This window comes from Crenobacter intestini, assembly GCF_004919095.1.
Lineage (GTDB): Bacteria > Pseudomonadota > Gammaproteobacteria > Burkholderiales > Chromobacteriaceae > Craterilacuibacter > Craterilacuibacter intestini.
Genome location: NZ_STGJ01000006.1, coordinates 138,975 through 155,945 on the forward strand (window position 1 = coordinate 138,975; position 16,971 = coordinate 155,945).

Annotated in this window: 15 protein-coding genes and 1 riboswitch; of the genes, 4 read left to right on the top strand and 11 right to left on the bottom strand. The window is 67.1% G+C overall.

Translation table 11 applies throughout. The features are described from left to right. Window positions 1-67 precede the first annotated feature (67 nt). From ettA to E5K04_RS07050, 5 genes are all read right to left on the bottom strand, one after another. Window positions 68-1,735 carry an energy-dependent translational throttle protein EttA gene (gene ettA, locus E5K04_RS07030; protein ID WP_136552383.1) on the bottom strand — a complete coding sequence of 556 codons (1,668 nt, stop codon included), beginning with the start codon at window positions 1,733-1,735 and terminating at the stop codon, window positions 68-70. A gap of 114 nt (window positions 1,736-1,849) precedes the next feature. Then, complete coding sequence (locus E5K04_RS07035; RefSeq protein WP_136552385.1) at window positions 1,850-3,505, bottom strand: cation acetate symporter; 1,656 nt, start codon at window positions 3,503-3,505, stop codon at window positions 1,850-1,852. Further along, entirely contained in the window at window positions 3,502-3,813 is a 312-nt protein-coding gene (locus tag E5K04_RS07040; protein ID WP_136552387.1) for a DUF485 domain-containing protein, read from the bottom strand. The genes E5K04_RS07035 and E5K04_RS07040 overlap by 4 nt, the downstream gene beginning before the upstream one ends. A 560-nt stretch (window positions 3,814-4,373) precedes the next feature. Further along, window positions 4,374-4,814, bottom strand: a complete 441-nt coding sequence (locus tag E5K04_RS07045; RefSeq protein ID WP_136552389.1) for a hypothetical protein — start codon at window positions 4,812-4,814, stop codon at window positions 4,374-4,376. 402 nt (window positions 4,815-5,216) lie between these two features. Next, window positions 5,217-6,833: a methyl-accepting chemotaxis protein gene (locus E5K04_RS07050; protein ID WP_168929173.1), complete on the bottom strand. Its 1,617-nt coding sequence runs from the start codon at window positions 6,831-6,833 to the stop codon at window positions 5,217-5,219. A gap of 112 nt (window positions 6,834-6,945) precedes the next feature. On the opposite strand from E5K04_RS07050, the gene E5K04_RS07055 reads away from it, so the two are divergent. Further along, a complete protein-coding gene (locus tag E5K04_RS07055) occupies window positions 6,946-7,428 on the top strand; it encodes a YbaK/EbsC family protein (protein WP_136552393.1) in 483 nt (160 codons plus the stop codon). Here E5K04_RS07055 and E5K04_RS07060 read toward each other — a convergent pair. From E5K04_RS07060 to E5K04_RS07070, 3 genes are read right to left on the bottom strand one after another with little or no spacing between them, the layout of a single operon-like run. After that, window positions 7,406-8,035, bottom strand: a complete 630-nt coding sequence (locus tag E5K04_RS07060; RefSeq protein WP_136552395.1) for an ABC transporter ATP-binding protein — start codon at window positions 8,033-8,035, stop codon at window positions 7,406-7,408. The two genes, E5K04_RS07055 and E5K04_RS07060, sit on opposite strands and share 23 nt — an antisense overlap. Beyond that, window positions 8,019-9,563: an ABC transporter permease gene (locus tag E5K04_RS07065; protein ID WP_136552397.1), complete on the bottom strand. Its 1,545-nt coding sequence runs from the start codon at window positions 9,561-9,563 to the stop codon at window positions 8,019-8,021. Before E5K04_RS07065 ends, E5K04_RS07060 begins: the two co-directional genes overlap by 17 nt. Continuing rightward, entirely contained in the window at window positions 9,563-10,579 is a 1,017-nt protein-coding gene (locus E5K04_RS07070; RefSeq protein ID WP_136552399.1) for a thiamine ABC transporter substrate-binding protein, read from the bottom strand. The genes E5K04_RS07065 and E5K04_RS07070 overlap by 1 nt, the downstream gene beginning before the upstream one ends. A gap of 44 nt (window positions 10,580-10,623) precedes the next feature. Beyond that, a riboswitch (TPP riboswitch) is annotated at window positions 10,624-10,715 on the bottom strand. A gap of 174 nt (window positions 10,716-10,889) precedes the next feature. Between E5K04_RS07070 and E5K04_RS07075 the strand changes: the two genes are divergently transcribed. The 3 genes from E5K04_RS07075 to E5K04_RS07085 all read left to right on the top strand — a co-directional run bounded on the left by E5K04_RS07075 (window position 10,890) and on the right by E5K04_RS07085 (window position 13,065). Next, a complete protein-coding gene (locus E5K04_RS07075; protein WP_136552401.1) occupies window positions 10,890-12,101 on the top strand; it encodes an ammonium transporter in 1,212 nt (403 codons plus the stop codon). An 82-nt stretch (window positions 12,102-12,183) separates the two neighbouring features. Then, the gene (locus E5K04_RS07080; RefSeq protein WP_136552403.1) at window positions 12,184-12,450 is read left to right on the top strand and encodes a GlsB/YeaQ/YmgE family stress response membrane protein; all 267 of its coding nucleotides are present in this window, start codon (window positions 12,184-12,186) and stop codon (window positions 12,448-12,450) included. A 15-nt stretch (window positions 12,451-12,465) separates the two neighbouring features. Further along, entirely contained in the window at window positions 12,466-13,065 is a 600-nt protein-coding gene (locus E5K04_RS07085) for a YbhB/YbcL family Raf kinase inhibitor-like protein (protein ID WP_136552405.1), read from the top strand. Here the strand turns inward: E5K04_RS07085 and E5K04_RS07090 are convergent. The 3 genes from E5K04_RS07090 to E5K04_RS07100 all read right to left on the bottom strand — a co-directional run bounded on the left by E5K04_RS07090 (window position 13,062) and on the right by E5K04_RS07100 (window position 16,748). Further along, window positions 13,062-14,000 (bottom strand): LysR family transcriptional regulator, encoded by a 939-nt coding sequence (locus tag E5K04_RS07090; RefSeq protein WP_136552407.1) that lies wholly within the window; start codon window positions 13,998-14,000, stop codon window positions 13,062-13,064. The two genes, E5K04_RS07085 and E5K04_RS07090, sit on opposite strands and share 4 nt — an antisense overlap. 171 nt (window positions 14,001-14,171) lie before the next feature. Next, the gene (gene arcD / locus E5K04_RS07095) at window positions 14,172-15,635 is read right to left on the bottom strand and encodes an arginine-ornithine antiporter (protein WP_136552409.1); all 1,464 of its coding nucleotides are present in this window, start codon (window positions 15,633-15,635) and stop codon (window positions 14,172-14,174) included. A gap of 42 nt (window positions 15,636-15,677) precedes the next feature. Further along, the gene (locus tag E5K04_RS07100; protein WP_136552411.1) at window positions 15,678-16,748 is read right to left on the bottom strand and encodes an alanine/ornithine racemase family PLP-dependent enzyme; all 1,071 of its coding nucleotides are present in this window, start codon (window positions 16,746-16,748) and stop codon (window positions 15,678-15,680) included. Between the last annotated feature and the right edge of the window lie 223 nt (window positions 16,749-16,971).

Here is a 16,971-nt window from a genome sequence, read left to right on the forward strand (position 1 = left end):
GAAAATGAAAGACCCGCCACCTGGGCGGGCCCGGGGTGCGCGGGAACAAAGCCCCCGCCACTTGGGTTTAGCGGGTGACCGGTTTATAGCGGATGCGCTTGGGCTTGGCGCCCTCTTCACCCAGACGCTTCTTCTTGTCGGCCTCGTACTCCTGGTAGTTGCCGTCGAAGAAGGTCCACTGCGACTCGCCCTCGGCGGCGAGGATGTGCGTCGCGATGCGGTCGAGGAACCAGCGGTCGTGCGAGATCACGAACACGGTGCCGGCGTACTCCAACAGCGCGTCTTCCAGCGCGCGCAGGGTTTCGACGTCCAGGTCGTTCGACGGTTCGTCAAGCAGCAGCACGTTGCCGCCCTTGAGCAGGGTCTTGGCGAGGTGCAGCCGGCCGCGCTCGCCGCCGGAGAGCATGCCGACCTTCTTCTGCTGGTCCGCGCCCTTGAAGTTGAAGCGGCCAAGGTAGGCGCGGCTCGACATCTCGAACTTGCCGACGGTGATCAGGTCGTTGCCGTCGGCCACATCCTGGAACACGGTCTTGTCGCCGTCCAACCCCTCGCGGCTCTGCGCCACATACGCCATCTGCACGGTCTGGCCGATCTTCACCTCGCCGCTGTCCGGCGTCTCCTGCCCGGCGATCATCTTGAACAGCGTCGACTTACCGGCGCCGTTCGGGCCGATGATGCCGACGATGGCGCCGGCCGGCGCCTTGAAGCTCAGGTTGTCGATCAGCAGGCGGTCGCCGAAGCCCTTGGAGACGCCGTCAAACTCGATCACCTCGTTGCCCAGGCGCTCGGCGACCGGGATGAAGATTTCCTGCGTCTCGTTGCGCTTCTGGTGCTCGTACGACGACATTTCCTCGAAGCGGGCGATACGCGCCTTGCTCTTGGCCTGACGGCCCTTCGGGTTCTGGCGCACCCATTCGAGTTCCTGCTTCATCGCCTTCATGCGCGCGCCTTCGCTCTTGGCTTCCTGCTCGAGACGCGCTTCCTTCTGTTCGAGCCAGCTCGAGTAGTTGCCCTTCCACGGGATGCCCTCGCCGCGGTCAAGTTCGAGGATCCACTCGGCGGCGTTGTCGAGGAAGTAGCGGTCGTGGGTGACGGCGACCACGGTGCCCGGGAAGCGCACCAGGAACTGCTCGAGCCATTCGACCGACTCGGCGTCCAGGTGGTTGGTCGGCTCGTCCAAGAGCAGCATGTCGGGCTTGGAGAGCAAGAGCTTGCACAGCGCGACGCGGCGCTTCTCGCCGCCGGAGAGCGGGCCGATCTTGGCGTCCCAAGGCGGCAGGCGCAGCGCGTCGGCGGCCAGCTCCAGCTGCAGTTCGATATTGTCGCCGGCGCCGGCGGAAATGATCGCCTCGAGCTTGGCCTGCTCCTCGGCCAGCGCGTCGAAGTCGGCGTCCGGGTCGGCGTACGCCGCGTACACCTCTTCCAGCCGCTTTTGCGCGCCCATCACCTCGCCCATGCCGCTCTCGACTTCCTCGCGCACGGTCTTGTCGGCGTCCAGTTGCGGCTCCTGCGGCAGGTAGCCGATATTGACGCCCGGCATGTGCTGCACTTCGCCTTCGTATTCCTTGTCGACGCCGGCCATGATGCGCAGCACGGTCGACTTGCCCGCGCCGTTCAGGCCCAGCAGGCCGATCTTGGCGCCCGGGAAGAACGACAGGGAAATATCCTTGATGATCTGCCGCTTGGGCGGCACCACTTTGCTCACGCGGAGCATCGACATCACGTACTGGGCCATGGCGTGTGACAGGTTCCGGAAAATTCTGAAGAAGCGGCGATTCTAGCAAATCCGCCGCGCGCCAACAAAAACGGCGCCCCGCGGGGCGCCGTTTTTGTTGCAGGCTAAGCCTGCTTAGTGGTCGTTCGCCGCCGCGGCGCCGATGCCGGTCTGCGCGCGGACGAACTGGTCGTCGAACGCTGCGCGCTCGCGCTTGGCGGCCGCGCTCTGGTCGAGCAGCGACACCACGATCGAGACCAGGAAGGCCAGCGGCATCGAGAACAGCGCCGGGTGTTCGTACGGGAAGATCGCACTCTCGTGGCCGAGCACGGTCACCCACACCGACGGCGAGAGCACCACCATCAGCACCGCCGAAATGAGGCCGGTAAAGCCACCCAGCAGCGCGCCACGGGTGGTCAGGTCCTTCCAGTACATCGACAGGATCAGGATCGGGAAGTTGGCCGAAGCCGCGATACCGAAGGTCAGGCCGACCAGGAAGGCGACGTTCATCTTCTCGAACAGGATGCCGAGGATGATCGCCAGCACGCCCAGCACGATGGCGGAAATCTTGGACACCTTGATCTCGGTCTTCTCGTCAGCCTTGCCGCCGCAGATCACGTTGGCGTAGATGTCGTGCGAGATCGACGAGGCACCGGCCAGCGCCAGGCCCGACACCACCGCCAGGATGGTCGCGAACGCCACCGCCGACAGGAAGCCCAGGAACAGGTTGCCGCCCACGGCGTGCGCCAGGTGCATCGCGACCATGTTGCCGCCACCGGCGATCTTGCCGGCGAGGTCACCGTCGACGAAGTACTGCGGGTTGGTGCCGACGATCACCATCGCGGCGAAGCCCATGGTGCACACCACGATGAAGAAGAAGCCGATGAAACCGGTCGCGACGAACACCGACTTGCGCGCCTCGCGGGCGTTCGGCACGGTGAAGAAGCGCATCAGGATGTGCGGCAGGCCGGCGATGCCGAACACCAGGCCCAGCGACATCGACGCGGCGTTCACCGGGTCAGCCAGCATGGAGCCCGGCGCCATGATGCCCTGGCCGCCCTTGTGCACTTCGATCGCGCGCTGCGCCAGCGTCTCGTAGCTGAAACCGAACTGGCTCATCGCCAGGATCGCCAGCGTGGTACCACCGGCCAGCAGCAGCACGGCCTTGATGATCTGCACCCAGGTGGTCGCGATCATGCCGCCGAAGGTCACGTACAGCATCATCACCACGCCGACCACCATCACCGCCACCGGGTAGTCGAGGCCGAACAACAGCTTGATCAGCTGGCCGGCACCGACCATCTGCACGATCAGGTAGAAGCAGACCACGGTCAGCGAGCCGAAGGCGGCGAAGGTGCGGATCTTCTTCTGGTCGAGACGGTAGGACGCAATGTCGGCGAAGGTGTACTTGCCGAGGTTGCGCAGGCGCTCCGCGATCAGGAAGGTGACCACCGGCCAGCCGACGAAGAAGCCGACGGTGTAGACGAGGCCGTCGTAGCCCTTGGCGAACACCATGGACGACAGGCCGAGCAGGGTCGCCGCGGACATGTAGTCACCGGCGATGGCGAGGCCGTTCTGGAAGCCGGTGATGCCGCCGCCGGCGGTGTAGAAGTCGGACGCCGACTTGGTGCGGCGCGCCGCCCACCAGGTGATCATCAGCGTACCGGCCACGAACACGAAGAACATCGCGATCGCGGTCAGGTTCAAGGGCTGCTTCTCGGCCGCCTCGACGGCGGGGCCGGCCAGCGCGAAGGCCGGCGCGAGCAACAGGGTTGCTAAGAGTTTGTTCATTTGCCGGCCTCCTCGACGATTTCAGCGTTCAGGCGGTCGAACTCGGAGTTGGCGCGACGCACGTACAGCCCGGTGCATGCCCAGGCGAAGAAGATGATAAAGGCGCCGACCGGCACGCCCAGCGACAGCGTACCGCCCTCGCTCAGCGGCTGCGCGAGCCATTCTGGCGCCATGCCGACGAGCAGCATGTAGCTGTAGTAGACGCCGAGGACCAGCGCGGTCAGCCCCCACGCGGTGCGCGAGCGCTTTTGCGCGAGTTCCCGGAACTTCGGGTTGGCGCGGATGCGGTCATTGTTTTTGTTGGACATGGTTTCTCCTGAGGTTGCCAAACGACGGACGGCGCCAAGATGGCCACCGCCGACTCTGGGTGCAGCGAGTCCTCGTGTAGCTTGCGGCCCGTTCACGGGCTCGCGGCGGCACAGGCCGCCCGCAAGTCGCCGGCCCCCTCAGGCCGAGCGCTTGCTCTATTATTGCGGTGCAATATGCCATACAAATTAGGCGAAGGCAAATCCGGTTAGTCACAAAGGTTTTAGGGGTGTTATCACGCGACAGCAGTGCAGCATCGGCAGGGTAAAACCTGCTTGCGCAAGCCATCGAGCCAACTGGAGAAGACGCGTGCCTGCATCGCACGCGGGGATTATCTGGGCAGAGCCCGGACGACCGCGCCGCACAAAAAAATGTACGGCCACCGGGGGCGGCTAGCCCGGCACAGGAAAAACGGCCTCTCGCAGGCGCAGCAGATGCGCCCGTTCACCGCACAGGTGGTGGCCGGCCAGAAGCGGCAAAGCCAGCGACTGGGCGTGCCGTTGGCGGATCAACAGGCTAATCGTCAAGACAGGCGGCATTCAGCCGCGGTGACTACCGCCGCTCATTCCCCCAACTGCTCACGCAAGACCTGCCGGGCATCTTCGACAAACACCCTGATCTCGGCCTCCGTCTTGCGCGGCCGGTAGCGGGTATGGCAGGCCTGCACCACCGCCATATACTCGTCCGACGCGCCTTCCTCGAGCGCGTGCGCGTAGGCCTCCGCCTGCGCCTTGCTGTGCTCCTCGAGATAGCCGGTGGCCTCGAGGAAAATCAGCGCCTCGGTCGCCGACATCAGCATGGCCTTGCGCATGTCGCCGCTCATCTGCGCGGGGTTTTGCCTGGCCAGCCTGACCTGCTGCGCCGAAATGTCGGCAAACAGCATGCCACACACGCGCTGCTTGAACGGCAGGGGCTGGGCGGCGAACGCCGACGGGACGCCGGCCCGGGCCGGCAGTGCCGCCAGCAGGCCGGTTACCAACAATACGCGCAGACACAAGGGCATGGTGTTCTCCATTTCCGCTACGGCCTATCACCGGCATCCAGATCGTCAGGCGAGCAGGGTTTGCAGCACGCCAGCGCCCTGACGGAGCGACGGGGCGGCCCCTCACCTGCCAACGCCCGCAACAGCAGCGGTAAGTGGCCGGTTTGTCTGCAAGTACGTCGGAGTGGGACTTAGGGCGTGTGCTGGCAGTCTAGCCGCTGGGCACACGTCAAGACAGCAGTCAGGGGTGGCCTGGCCGGATTAAGGTGCGAGGGCGGGGAATGGAAGCTCGGGGAGGCTGTGCTAGCCGCACGGCAGACAAGCACTGGAAGCGGCGCCGGGCAGCGCAGGCGGCCCTGCCCCTATCGGCAGGCAAGCGCCTCCCGCGCCCGGGTGGGCCGCGGGAGGGCCAGCTGGCGGCGTTCAGTTCAACTGGAAGTGCGCGACCGACTGCCTGAGCGCGCCGGAGAGTTCGCGCATGGCGGCAGCGGCCTGCGCGGCTTCGCGTGCGGCGGCGGCGTTGTCGCCGGCCGACGCGGCAATCTGCTCGACATGGGTGGCGATCTCGGCGCTGGCCGCGCTCTGCTCGCGCAGCGAGCCGGAGATGTCCTTGACCGCGCCTTGCACGGTGCCCGAGCTTTCCTCGATGCGGTCGATCGCCTCGCGCCCCTTGTCGGCCAATTCGACCCCGGTCGCGACCTTGCCGACGGCCTCGAGCATCGCCTCGCGCGTGCTGTCCGACAGTTGCTGGATATGGCCGATCTTGACGACGATCTCGCCGGTCGCGCCCGAGGTACGTTCGGCAAGCTTCCTCACCTCGTCGGCAACCACCGCGAAGCCGCGGCCGGTCTCGCCCGCGCGCGCCGCCTCAATCGCCGCGTTGAGCGCCAACAGGTTGGTCTGGTCGGCGATCTCGCGGATCACCGCGACGATGGACGAGATGCCGGCCACGTCGTTGACCAGGCTGGACAAGGAGCCTGCCGCCGCGTCGACCGTCTTGTTGATTTCGCGCATCTCGTCGACCGCGCCGCGCACCACCGCGCCCCCCTCGCGCGAGAACTCGCCCGAGCGCACGCCCAGCGCCTGCGCCTGTTCGGCGCTGCCGGAAATCTGCGCGATGCCCTGCGTCATCTCCTCGATCGCCGCGGCCATCGAAGTTGCCGCCGAGCTCTGCTCGCCCGAGCGCTCGGCGACCCGGCTGACGCTGACGTCGAGCACCTCGGCGCGTTCGTTCAGCACCCGCGCGTGGCCGGCCACCGCGCCGACCGTCTCGCGCAAGCGCGCCTGCATCTGCGCGATGCCGGCGAGCAGGCTGTCGCGGTCGCCCGGCTGCAGCTTCACCTCGGTGTACAGGCGGCCGGCGGCCACTTCGCCGACCACGTCGCGCGCGTAGGCAGGCTCGCCGCCCAGCACGCGCAGGATATTGCGCGAGATCATCACACCGAGCGCGCCCAGCAGCAGCGCCAGCACGGCCAGCACGCCGCCTTGCTCGAACGCATGGCTTAACACGTCACCGCTGATCTCATCGATATAGATGCCGGTGCCGACCACCCAGCCCCAGTCGCCGGACTTGAGGTTCATGCTCATCTTGCCGACCGGCGCGTCGGCACCGGGCTTGGGCCAGTCGTAGCGCGCGACGTCGTTCGCGGCCATCGCCGCGGCGAAGATCTCGCCAAGGTTCTTGCCGTCCGGCGTCTTCAGCGCGTACATGCTGGTACCGGCGAGCTTGGGCTTGATCGGGTGCGCGATGAAGTTGAGCTTGTCGTCGAGCAGGTAGAAGTAGCCATCCTCGCCAAAGCGCGAGGCCAGCAGCGCGGCCTTGGCACGCGCCTGTGCCTCGGCCACCGGCAGCGTGCCGCTGCGCGCCGCGTCCTCATAAGCACGGATGATGGAGACCGCACCCTGCGCCTGCTCGGTCACCGTTTCCCGGTGCGCCTCGACCAGCGAGGTGTACAGGTTGTACAGCCCCCAACCGGCCATCAATACGACGCCGAGCAGCATCGCAGCGAGTTGCGCGAGCAACTGTTTCTTGACTGTCATGGCATTTCCCCTAGCGGCAACAACGGTTTTATTGTGTCCGTCATTATTCCACGAGAAAATATGCCCTGTTAATAAATATTGGTATTGGTGTTTTACCTGACAAGGAACCCCCATGAGCCTGGAATCCGTCCGCCGCTTCTTCGCCGAACGCGCGCCGCACATAGCCATCATCGAACTGGACACCAGCACCGCGACCGTCGAGCTGGCGGCACGCGCACACGGGGTCGAGCCCGGGCGCATCGCCAAGACGCTCGCCTTTCGCACGGTGGCCGGAGAGGTGCTGATCCTGGTCACCCGGGGCGACGCGCGCATCGACAACGCGCGCTTCAAGGCACGCTTCGGCAAGGGCAAGATGCTGGGCGCGGAGGAAGTCGAAGGCGTGACCGGCCACCCGGTCGGCGGTGTCTGCCCGTTCGGGCTCGCCACGCCCCTGCCGGTCTACTTGGACGCTTCGCTTGCGGCGTTCGACGAGGTGCTGCCGGCGGCGGGTGCCGTGCACAGCGCGGTGCGCGTCCCGCCCGCGCTGCTTGCCGAGTTGACCGGCGGCGAGTGGGTCGACGTTTGCCGCATGGCTAGCGAGGCGCCAGCAGCCTGATCACGCGGTCGGCCAGGCGTTCCGCCTCGGCCGCGTCGTGGGTGACCAGAATGGCCGGGATGCCGGCGCCGAGCACCAGGCGCCGGCTCTCGTCGCCCAGCCGCAGCCGCAAGTCGGCGTCCAGCGCTGAAAACGGCTCGTCCAGCAGCAAGGCGCGCGGCGACACCGCCCACGCGCGCGCCAGCGCGACACGCTGCTGCTCGCCGCCGGACAGCGTCCACACCCGCCGCGTTTCAAACCCGGCTAGCCCCACCCGCGCGAGCCACCCCTGGGCGCTCTCGCGCGCCTGGCGCCTGGGGATACGCCGCTCGATCAGCCCGAACATCACGTTGCCCAGCACGTCCAGGTGCGGGAACAGCGCGAAGTCCTGGAACATCAGCGAGAAGCCGCGCCGCTCGGGTGGCGTCTCGGTGATGTCTTCCCCGGCGAACAGCACCCTGCCCGCCGCCGGCGCCGCCAAGCCGGCGATCACGCGCAACAGCGAACTCTTGCCGCAGCCGGACGGCCCCAACAGCGCGACCGTCTCGCCCGCGCCGACGGTCAGCGAAAAATGCTCGATCAGGGTGCGCGCGCCGTGGCGCACGGTCAGCTCAGTGAGTTGCAGCATGGGCATCCTTGCGCTCGATCACCATGAAGGCCGCCAGCGCGAACAGCATCAACAGCGCAGACAGGATCAGCGCGGCGTCGAGGTTGGCCGCGCCGGGGCGGCCGAGTTTCTGGTAGATCAGCGTGGTCAGCGTCGTCCACTCCGGACGCGACAGGAACAGCGTGACCGCGAATTCACCGACGCAGGTCGCCGCGGCGAACGACAGCGCGCGTGCGAACGCGCCCGACAATAAGGGCCAGGTCAGCCGGCGGAAGGTGCGCCACGGGGTCGCGCCCAGCGTGCGCGCGGCGTCGGTGAGGCTGCCGGGGATCGCGTCGAGCGCCGAGGCGAGCCCGCGCGCGATGAACGGGTAGGCGAACAGCGCGTAGCAGGCGACCAGCACGCCCTGCGACGCCGTCCACGCCGGGTAGAGCAGCAGGATGCCGAAGGCCATGCACACCGGCGACACGATGAAAGGCAGGAAGGCCGCCGCGCGCATCAGGCTGCCACCCTTGGCGGCGAGCGCGTGCAGCAGCCCCAGCGGCACCGCCAGCAGGAGCGCCTGCAGCGAAAAACGCAAGGTGTTGGCGAGCGCCGACAGCGTTTCTTCGGCAAGGAGCAGCGACGCCTGCCCGGGCAGCGCGACCAGCGCGCGCAGCAAGAGCGCGACCAGCGGCGCCGCGCAAAAGAGGCCGAGCGCGCCAAGCGCTGCGGCCAGACGCAGGCGCGCGCCGGTGCTTTTTGCGGCGGTACGCGCGACCGGCTGGATGCGCGAGGGCACCGCCAGGCGCCGCTCGAGCACCGCGTAGGCGAGCGCGCACAGCGCGGTGACCGCCAGCGCCGAGAGCGCGAGCACGCCGGCGTCGGCGAGGTTCAGCTCGTACGCGATCAGCGTGTAGATCTCGACCTCGACCGTCGCCCAGCGCTGGCCGCCGAGCAACAGCGCGAGGCCGAAGCCGGAAAAACAATAGAGGAACACCAGGCACAGGGCAGCCGCCAGGTGCGGCAGCACCGACGGCAACTCGACGCGCCAGAACGCGCGCCCCGGGCTCGCGCCCAGCGAGCGTGCGGCGTCGAGCCTGGCGGCGGGCAAGGCGGCGAAGCCGTCGACACCGGCGCGCACCAGCAGCGGCAGGTTGAAGAACAGGTTGCCGTACAACAACAGCGCCGGCGTGCCGGCGAGATTGACGCCGGCGTAGCCGGTGGGGCCGAACAGCGCCAGCACCCCCATCGCGGCGACCAGCGTCGGCATCACGAAGGGCAGCAACAACAGACGCAGCAACAAGCCGCGCCCGGCAAACTCGGTGCGCGCGAGCACCCAGGCGATGGGCACGCCGACCAGCGCGCACAGCAGGCAGGTGATCGCCGCCTGCGCGAGCGACCAGACGATGCGCGACAGGAAATAAGCGTCGGCCAGCAGCGCGAGCGCGCCTGCGTCCCAGCCGTAGGCGACAAGGCGCGCGAGCGGCAGCACGCTCAACGCAGCGAGCATCGCCAGCGGCGGCGCGGCCATCAGCGCGCGCGCCCCCCAATGCGGCAGCACGCGCATCAGCGCAGCATGGTCTGCGTCCAGCGTCGCAACCAGGCCTGCTGCTTGGCGGCGACCTCCCTGGCGTCCGGCTCGGCCACCGCGGCGGGTTCCACCGCGTGCACGAACACCGGCGCACGGGCGCTGCCCTCGACCACCGGGTACATCCACATCGTCGTTTGCAATTCGGCCTGCACCTCGGGCGAACGCATGAACTCGACAAAGCGGCGGGCCGCGGCGACTTCGCGCCCGCCCTTCACCAGCGCGACGCCCTCGACCTGGCGGAACACGCCGCCCTTGAGGAACAGGTTGCCGGTCGGCGACGCCTTGGGCGGCGCCTTCGCGTAGAACACCTCGGCGGCCGGGCTCGTCGCGTAGCTGACCACCAGCGGGCGGTCGCCGCCGGCGCGCGTGAAGTCGGTGTAGTACGCCTCGCTCCAGCCCTTGGCGACCTTCACCCCGCCCGCACGCAACTTGGCCCACCAGTCGAACGCCTGCGTTTCGCCCATGCCGGTCACCGTCGCCAGCATGAAGGCGAGGCCCGGGCTGGAGGTGGCCGGGTTCTGCACCACCAGGCGGCGCGCGTATTCGGGCTTGGCAAGGTCGGCGAGCGACGCGGGCAACGGCAAGGCGTTCTTCTCGAACCACGCCTTGTCGTAGTTGAGCGTCACGTAGCCGTAGTCGACGCTGACCAGGCTGCCGCCCAAGGCGTATTTCGCCTTCTTGGCGAGCGCCGGCCCCTGGTAGGGCGCGAGCACGCCGGCACTCTCGGCCTTGGCCGCGAGCGTGTTGTCGATGCCGTAGACGACGTCGGCGATCGGGTTGGCGCGGGTCAGGATCAGCTTGTTGAGCATCTCACCCGCGTCGCCGCCCTTGACCAGCACCAGCTTGACGCCGGCGTCCTGCTCGAACGCGGCGAGCCTGGCCTTGGGCAGGTCGAACGAGGAATGGGTGAGCACGCGCAGTTCGGCGGCGGACACGGCGGCGCCGGCCATAGCGAAGGCCAGCGCGCAAAGGCGCAGGGACGGACGAAACATCGGGACACTCCGTGGCAAGGGACGGACGACGAGGGGCGGGCGCCTGCCACGGCAGGTCACGCTCCCTACGCCGGCACGACCCGGATCAGGTATTGGGGTTTCTCTCAGCCCGGCAAGGGCACCCCCGGTGACGGCATGCATGATAAAGGCAAATGCATGCCGACAAAAGCCGCGCCCATTTCACCTGCCCTAAATATTCGCGGCACAAATGCTACCCGTGCTCCATAAAGTAGGAACGGGAGGCCGGCGCGTGCGCCGGCCGTGGTTCACCCGCCGCGGCAAAACCGCGGCATTCGCTGGAGTCAGCTCCATGTACATCATCAATACGGGCGATACCGCCTTCATCATCCTGTGCACGGCACTGGTCTGCCTGATGACACCGGGGCTCGCGCTGTTCTACGGCGGCCTGGTGCGCAGCCGCAGCATGCTGTCGATCATGATGCAGAACTTCATCTGCATGGGCGTCGTCACCGTCGTCTGGATCTTCGGCGGTTTCAGCCTCGCCTTCGGCCCCGACGTCGGCGGCCTGATCGGCGACATGTCGTTCTTCGCGCTGAACAACGTCAGCGTGATCCCGCACCCGGGTTACGCGCCGTCCATCCCCTTCATCATGTTCTTCGCCTACCAGATGATGTTCGCCATCATCACGCCGGCGCTGATCACCGGCGCGTTCGCCGAACGCTTCAGCTTCAAGGCCTTCCTCGCCTTCATCGTGCTGTGGATCCTGCTGATCTACGTGCCGGTCGCGCACTGGATCTGGGGCGGCGGCTTCATGCAGAAGCTCGGCGTGATCGACTTCGCCGGCGGCATCGTGGTGCACACCACCGCAGGCTTCGCCGCGCTCGCCACCGTGCTGTTCCTGGGCAAGCGTGACCTCAAGCCGGGCGAGGAGACGCCGCCGTCCAACCTGCCGATCGTCGCCGTCGGCACCGGCCTGCTGTGGTTCGGCTGGTTCGGCTTCAACGCAGGGGGCGCCTACGCGGCCAACGGTCTGGCGGCCTACGCCTTCGTCAACACCGCGATCGCCGGCGCGGTCGCCATGTGCGTGTGGCTGGCCATCGCCTGGCGCGTCGAGAAGAAACCCTCCTTTGCCGGCGTGATGGTCGGCGGCGTGGCGGGCCTGGCGACGATCACGCCGACGGCGGGCTACGTGGAGCCTGCATCCGCCGTGCTGATCGGCGCGATCGGCGCGACGGTGTGCTACTTCGCCAAGGCCGTCCAGCAGCGCTACCGCTTCGACGACGCGCTCGAGGTGTTCCGCGCGCACGGCGTCGGCGGTGTCACCGGCTCGCTACTGGTCGGCCTGCTCGCCAACCGCGCGGTCGACGACGTGACGGGCGGCCTGCACCAGTTCGCGATCCAACTGCTTGCGGTGGTGGTGGTCGCCGTGTATTCCTTCGTCGTCACCTGGATCATCATGAAGCTCGTCCACAAGCCGCGCGTAAGCCCAGCCGTCGAGGACGAGGGGCTGGACAAGGGCGAATTCGGCGAGAGCGCCTATCATTTCGACAAGCAGGGCTAAGCCTCTGTGCACCTGACGGTGCGCGGCATGCTGCCGCGCACCGTTTTTTCGTCCGTCGTATCCCTCTGGAAAAGGAGCAGGCATGGGCTGGATCATCACCCTGATCGTCGGCGCGCTGATTGGCTGGCTGGCGAGCAAGATCATGGGCACCGACGCGCAGCAAGGCGCGATCGCCAACATCCTGGTCGGCATCGTCGGCTCGGCGCTCGGGCGCTGGGTGTTCGGCGACCTGCTGGGCTTCGCATCGGCCGACGCTGCCGGCGGCTTCTCGCTCGCCGGCCTCGCTTTCGGCATCCTGGGCGCCGTCATCCTGATCTTCGTGCTCAAGCTGGTCGGCGTGTTCAAGTAGTCAAAAGGAGCTTCCATGACCCCCACCCGCAGCTTGCTGCTGCTCGCCGCCGGCCTCGCAGCCGGTGGCGCCTTCGCGGCAGAGAAAAGTAACGACATCTGCTGGCCGGCCAAACCCGGCAGCGCATGTTTCGCGCTGCAAAGCCCGGCCCTGACCGACGGTACGCCCTTGCCGCAACGCTTCGCCTACGACGGCTGGGGTTGCACCGGACAGAACGTGTCACCCCCGCTTGCCTGGCACAACGCGCCGGCCGGCACCAAGAGCTTCGCGGTGACGCTGCACGACCCGGACGCGCCAACCGGCGGCGGTTGGTGGCACTGGCTCGCCTACGACATTCCCGCCAGCGCCAAGGGCCTGGCCGAAGGTGCCGGCTCTGACCCGGCCAGGCTGCCCAAGGGCGCCAAGATGGCGTACAACGACTTCGGCACCGACCGCTACGGCGGCCCCTGCCCGCCGCAGGCGGACGGCATGCACCGTTACGAATACAAGGTGTGGGCACTCAAGGTCGACAAGCTGCCGATCGAGGGCAAGGTTACGCCGAACATGGTCGGCTTCCTGCTGCACGCAAACGCGCTGGGCAGCGCGCTGATGACCATCCCCTATACGCGCAACTAGGCAGGCTCGGGCGTGCCGGCCTTAACCGGCACGCTCGCGCCTTGCGGGTGCGCGCGCTCGATCTCCTCGACCAGCCTTTCGGTCGCCTGCGAGCGCATGCCGTAGCGCGGCAGGGTCAGCATGAAGGGCGGGAAATAGTCGAGCGCGGGCATGTCGAGGCAACGCAGGCGGCCCGCCTCGACCCACGGCCGCGCGTAGTGTTCGGGCAGGTAGCCGATCAGTTCGCCCGACAGCAACAGCACGGCGGTGCCTTCCATATGCGCGCTCGAGGCGCGCACCGTGAAGCCCTCGGCCGCGTCCACCGGCGTCACCCCCGGTTTGCCGCGCCCGGCGATCGCGTACGGCATCAGGTCCTTCTTGCGCGAGGGCCGCTCGGCAAGCGAGAACAGCGGGTGGTCGGCCGCCGCGTACAGGCGCTGGCGCTCGCAGAACAGCGTGCGGTAGCTCAGGCCCGGCATTTCGTGTTCGCTCGAGGTCAGCCCGATATTGAGCTTGCCCTGCAACAGCAGCGCCTCGATCTCGTTGCTGTCCATCACGTCGAGGGTGACGCCAACCTCGGGATACTGCCGGTTGAATGCCGCGATGGCCGCCGATAGCCGGCACGCCGGGTTCATCGCGACGGTGTCAACGAGACCAATGCGCACATGGCCGAAGATCTTGTCGCGGATCTGCCCGAGCCTGCCCTCGTAGTCGCCGACCTCGCGAAGCAGCGACAGCGTCTCCTCGTAGACCTGCTCGCCTTCCTGGGTCAGCCTGAAACCGCTGCGCCCGCGCTGGCACAAGCGCATGCCCAGCCGGGTCTCCAGGTCGTTCATCTTGCAGCTGATCGCCGACTGGCTCATCCCCAGCCGTGCCTGCGCCGCCGAAAAACCGCCGCTCTCGACGATCACCATGAAAATGCGCAACAGGCGCAAATCGAAATTATCGAGCCGCATGGCCCCTACCCTCCTCCGTGAAGGCCGCGCCACTGTCCCGGGCGCTGGCCTGATGGGGAGGGAGGCTAGCAGGCACGACCCACGCCAGTGTTGACCACCATCAAGCGCGCAAAAAAAGGCCCCCGCACGGGCGGGGGCAAACTGAGTACATCACGGAGAGAAACGGGTGGATCAGATGGTCAGCGCACCGGTAGCAAGCTGCCAGGCGGCGATCAGGCCGAGCAGGACGGCGATGCCGGCGAGCACCATCTCGTTGCGGGTGAACACCGCGAGCTTCTGTTCGCTACGGGCCTTCACGTAGAACAGGATGCCCGGTGCGTACAGCACCATCGACAGCAGCAGGTACTTGGGGCCTGCCGCGTACAGCAGCCAGCAACCGTACACCGAGGCGAGCACGCCGATGGCCAGGTCCTTACCGGCGGCGCCTTCAGCGCCCTGGTAGCCGTCCTTGCGCACGGCGATCATCACCGCGTAGAGCGCGCACAGCAGGTACGGGATCAGGATCATCGACGTCGCGAGGTACAGGAGGTCGAGGTAGGCCGAGCCGTTGAACAGGGTGATGATCAGGAACAGCTGCACCAGGCCGTTGGTCAGCAAGAGCGCGTTGACCGGGGCACCCTTGGCGTTGGTCTTGCCCAGGAAAGCCGGCATGGTGCCGTCCTTGCCTGCGAGGTAAGGCACTTCTGCGGCGAGCAGGGTCCAGGCGAGCAGCGCGCCGCCCACCGAGATGATCAGGCCCGCGTTCATCAGCGTCGCACCCCAGTCACCCACGGCAGCCTTGAGCACGCCGGCGGTCGACGGGTTCTTCAGCGCGGCCAGTTCCGGCTGCGAGAGCACGCCCAGCGACAGCAGCGACACCGCGACGAACATCATGATCGACAGCGCGAAGCCGATCATCGTCGCCTTGCCCACGTCGGCCATCTTTTCGGCGCGGCTGGAGAAGATCGACGCGCCTTCGATGCCGATGAACACCCAGGTGGTCACCAGCATGGTGCTCTTGACCTGGTCGAGAATGGAGCCGAGTTCCGGACGGCCCCAGAAGTCGAGCTGGAAGGTCTCGATCTTGAAGGCGACGAACACCAGCACCAGGAAGAGGCCCAGCGGGATCAGCTTGGCGACGGTGGTGACGATGTTGATCATCGCGGCGCCCTGGATGCCGCGGCAGATCAGGAAGTGGTACGCCCACAGCAGGATGGACGAACAGATGATCGCCGGCAGCGTGTTGCCCTCGCCGAAGAATTCGAGCCCGGCGAACGAGCTGAACGCGGAGAAGATCACCACGTAGTACGACACGTTGCCGATCCACGCCGAGATCCAGTAGCCCCACGCCGAGTTGAAGCCCATGTACGGGCCGAAACCGGCACGGGCGTAGCCGTACACGCCGCCTTCGACGTCGGGCTTGCGGTTGGCCAGCGTCTGGAACACGAAGGCGAGCATCAGCATGCCGACGAAGGTGATCGCCCAGCCGATGATGATCGCGCCGGCGCCGGCAGACGCGGCCATGTTCTGCGGCAGCGAGAAGATGCCGGCGGCGATCAGCGCGCTGACCACCAGCGCGGTCAGCGCACCGAGCTTGAGCTTGGGCTCGGCTGCGCCGGTGGCAGCCGGGGCGCCGTCTTGAACGAGTTCAGTCATAAAGAGACTCCTTGGGAGGGTTCCAAATCAAATGCACCGGTTTCAGTGCAGGTATTCCTTGCGCACGTACTCGGAAGTCATGCATTGCAGCGCGCCGCCGTAGCTCAGCGCGAAGTACACGGTGTCGCCGACCTGGTAGTCGAGGTCGGAGTCGGTCACGTCGAGGATCAGGTGGTCGGAGCTGCCGCCGATGATGCGCACCGCCTTGTCCTGCGGGATCAGGTCGTCGAAGTTGACGTCCTGCTTGCCGATCGCGCAGATCGCGCGCTTGCGGATGCCGAAGTCCTCGAACACCGGCTTGTTGCCGAAGGCGTCCAGCGCGGTCGAATTGACCGGCACCGAAGGCTTTTCCTTCAGCTCGACAATCTCGACACCCAGCCGCATGGTGTCCTGGCTGGTGCCCGGGATCGGGTCGTCGTTAAGACCAATACCCATCAGCAAGGACGCGCCCAGACGCAGCTGGTTGACGCCCTCGGGCATGCCGCCGCGCAGCAGCAGGGGCAGCGCGGCCGAGCTTGCGCCGGAGACCACCTGCAGCTTCACGCCCAGTTCGCGCTCGATGCGGTGCGCGATGTCGACCAGTTGCTGCTGGTTGTCGGTGGTCGGCTCGACGCCGCCGTAGCACGCGAGGTTGGTGCCCAGCCCTTCGAGCGTGAGGCCCGGCAGCTCGGTCACCAGCCGGGCCAGCGCGACGGTGTCGTCCGCGCTGAAGCAGCCCTCGCGCAAATCGCCCAGGTCGTGCATCACGATCACCTTGTGGGTGCGGCCCAGCGCGACGGCGGCGGCGGACAGCGCCCGCACGGTATGCGGTTCGGAGTTCAGCGAGACGTCGGCGTAGCGGACGGTGTCCAGCGCGTTGCTGACCGACGGGATGCGCAGCAGCAGCTTTTCGACCGGCAGGTCCTTGAATTTGGCGAGGTTGTTGACGCGGGAGTCGCCGACGACGCGGATGCCGCCCTCGACAAAGGCTTCGGCCACTTCGGGCGCACCGCAGGCAAGCTTGGTGATGCCGACCGGGTGGATACCCGAGGCTTCGCACAACTCGACCATCGCCTGGGCGTTGGCACGCACGACCGGCAGGTCGACAAAAAGACAGGGCAGCGTCTGAGACATGATGATCCTCCGATTACCTTGGGTGAGGCCCGCCTGCGCGGACCACGACTGTCTGGCGCGGGCTGCCGGCCGCCCGCTTCGATGACGGAGAATTTACGCCTCGGCGTTACATCAATAAATCATCATGTATTCAAGTTAACATCAGAAAAACGTAAAGTAATGAGCTACGCCGGCCCCCGCCGCTTCCGTGCAGCCGCCCAGCCAAGCCGGCGCCCCCCCCTGA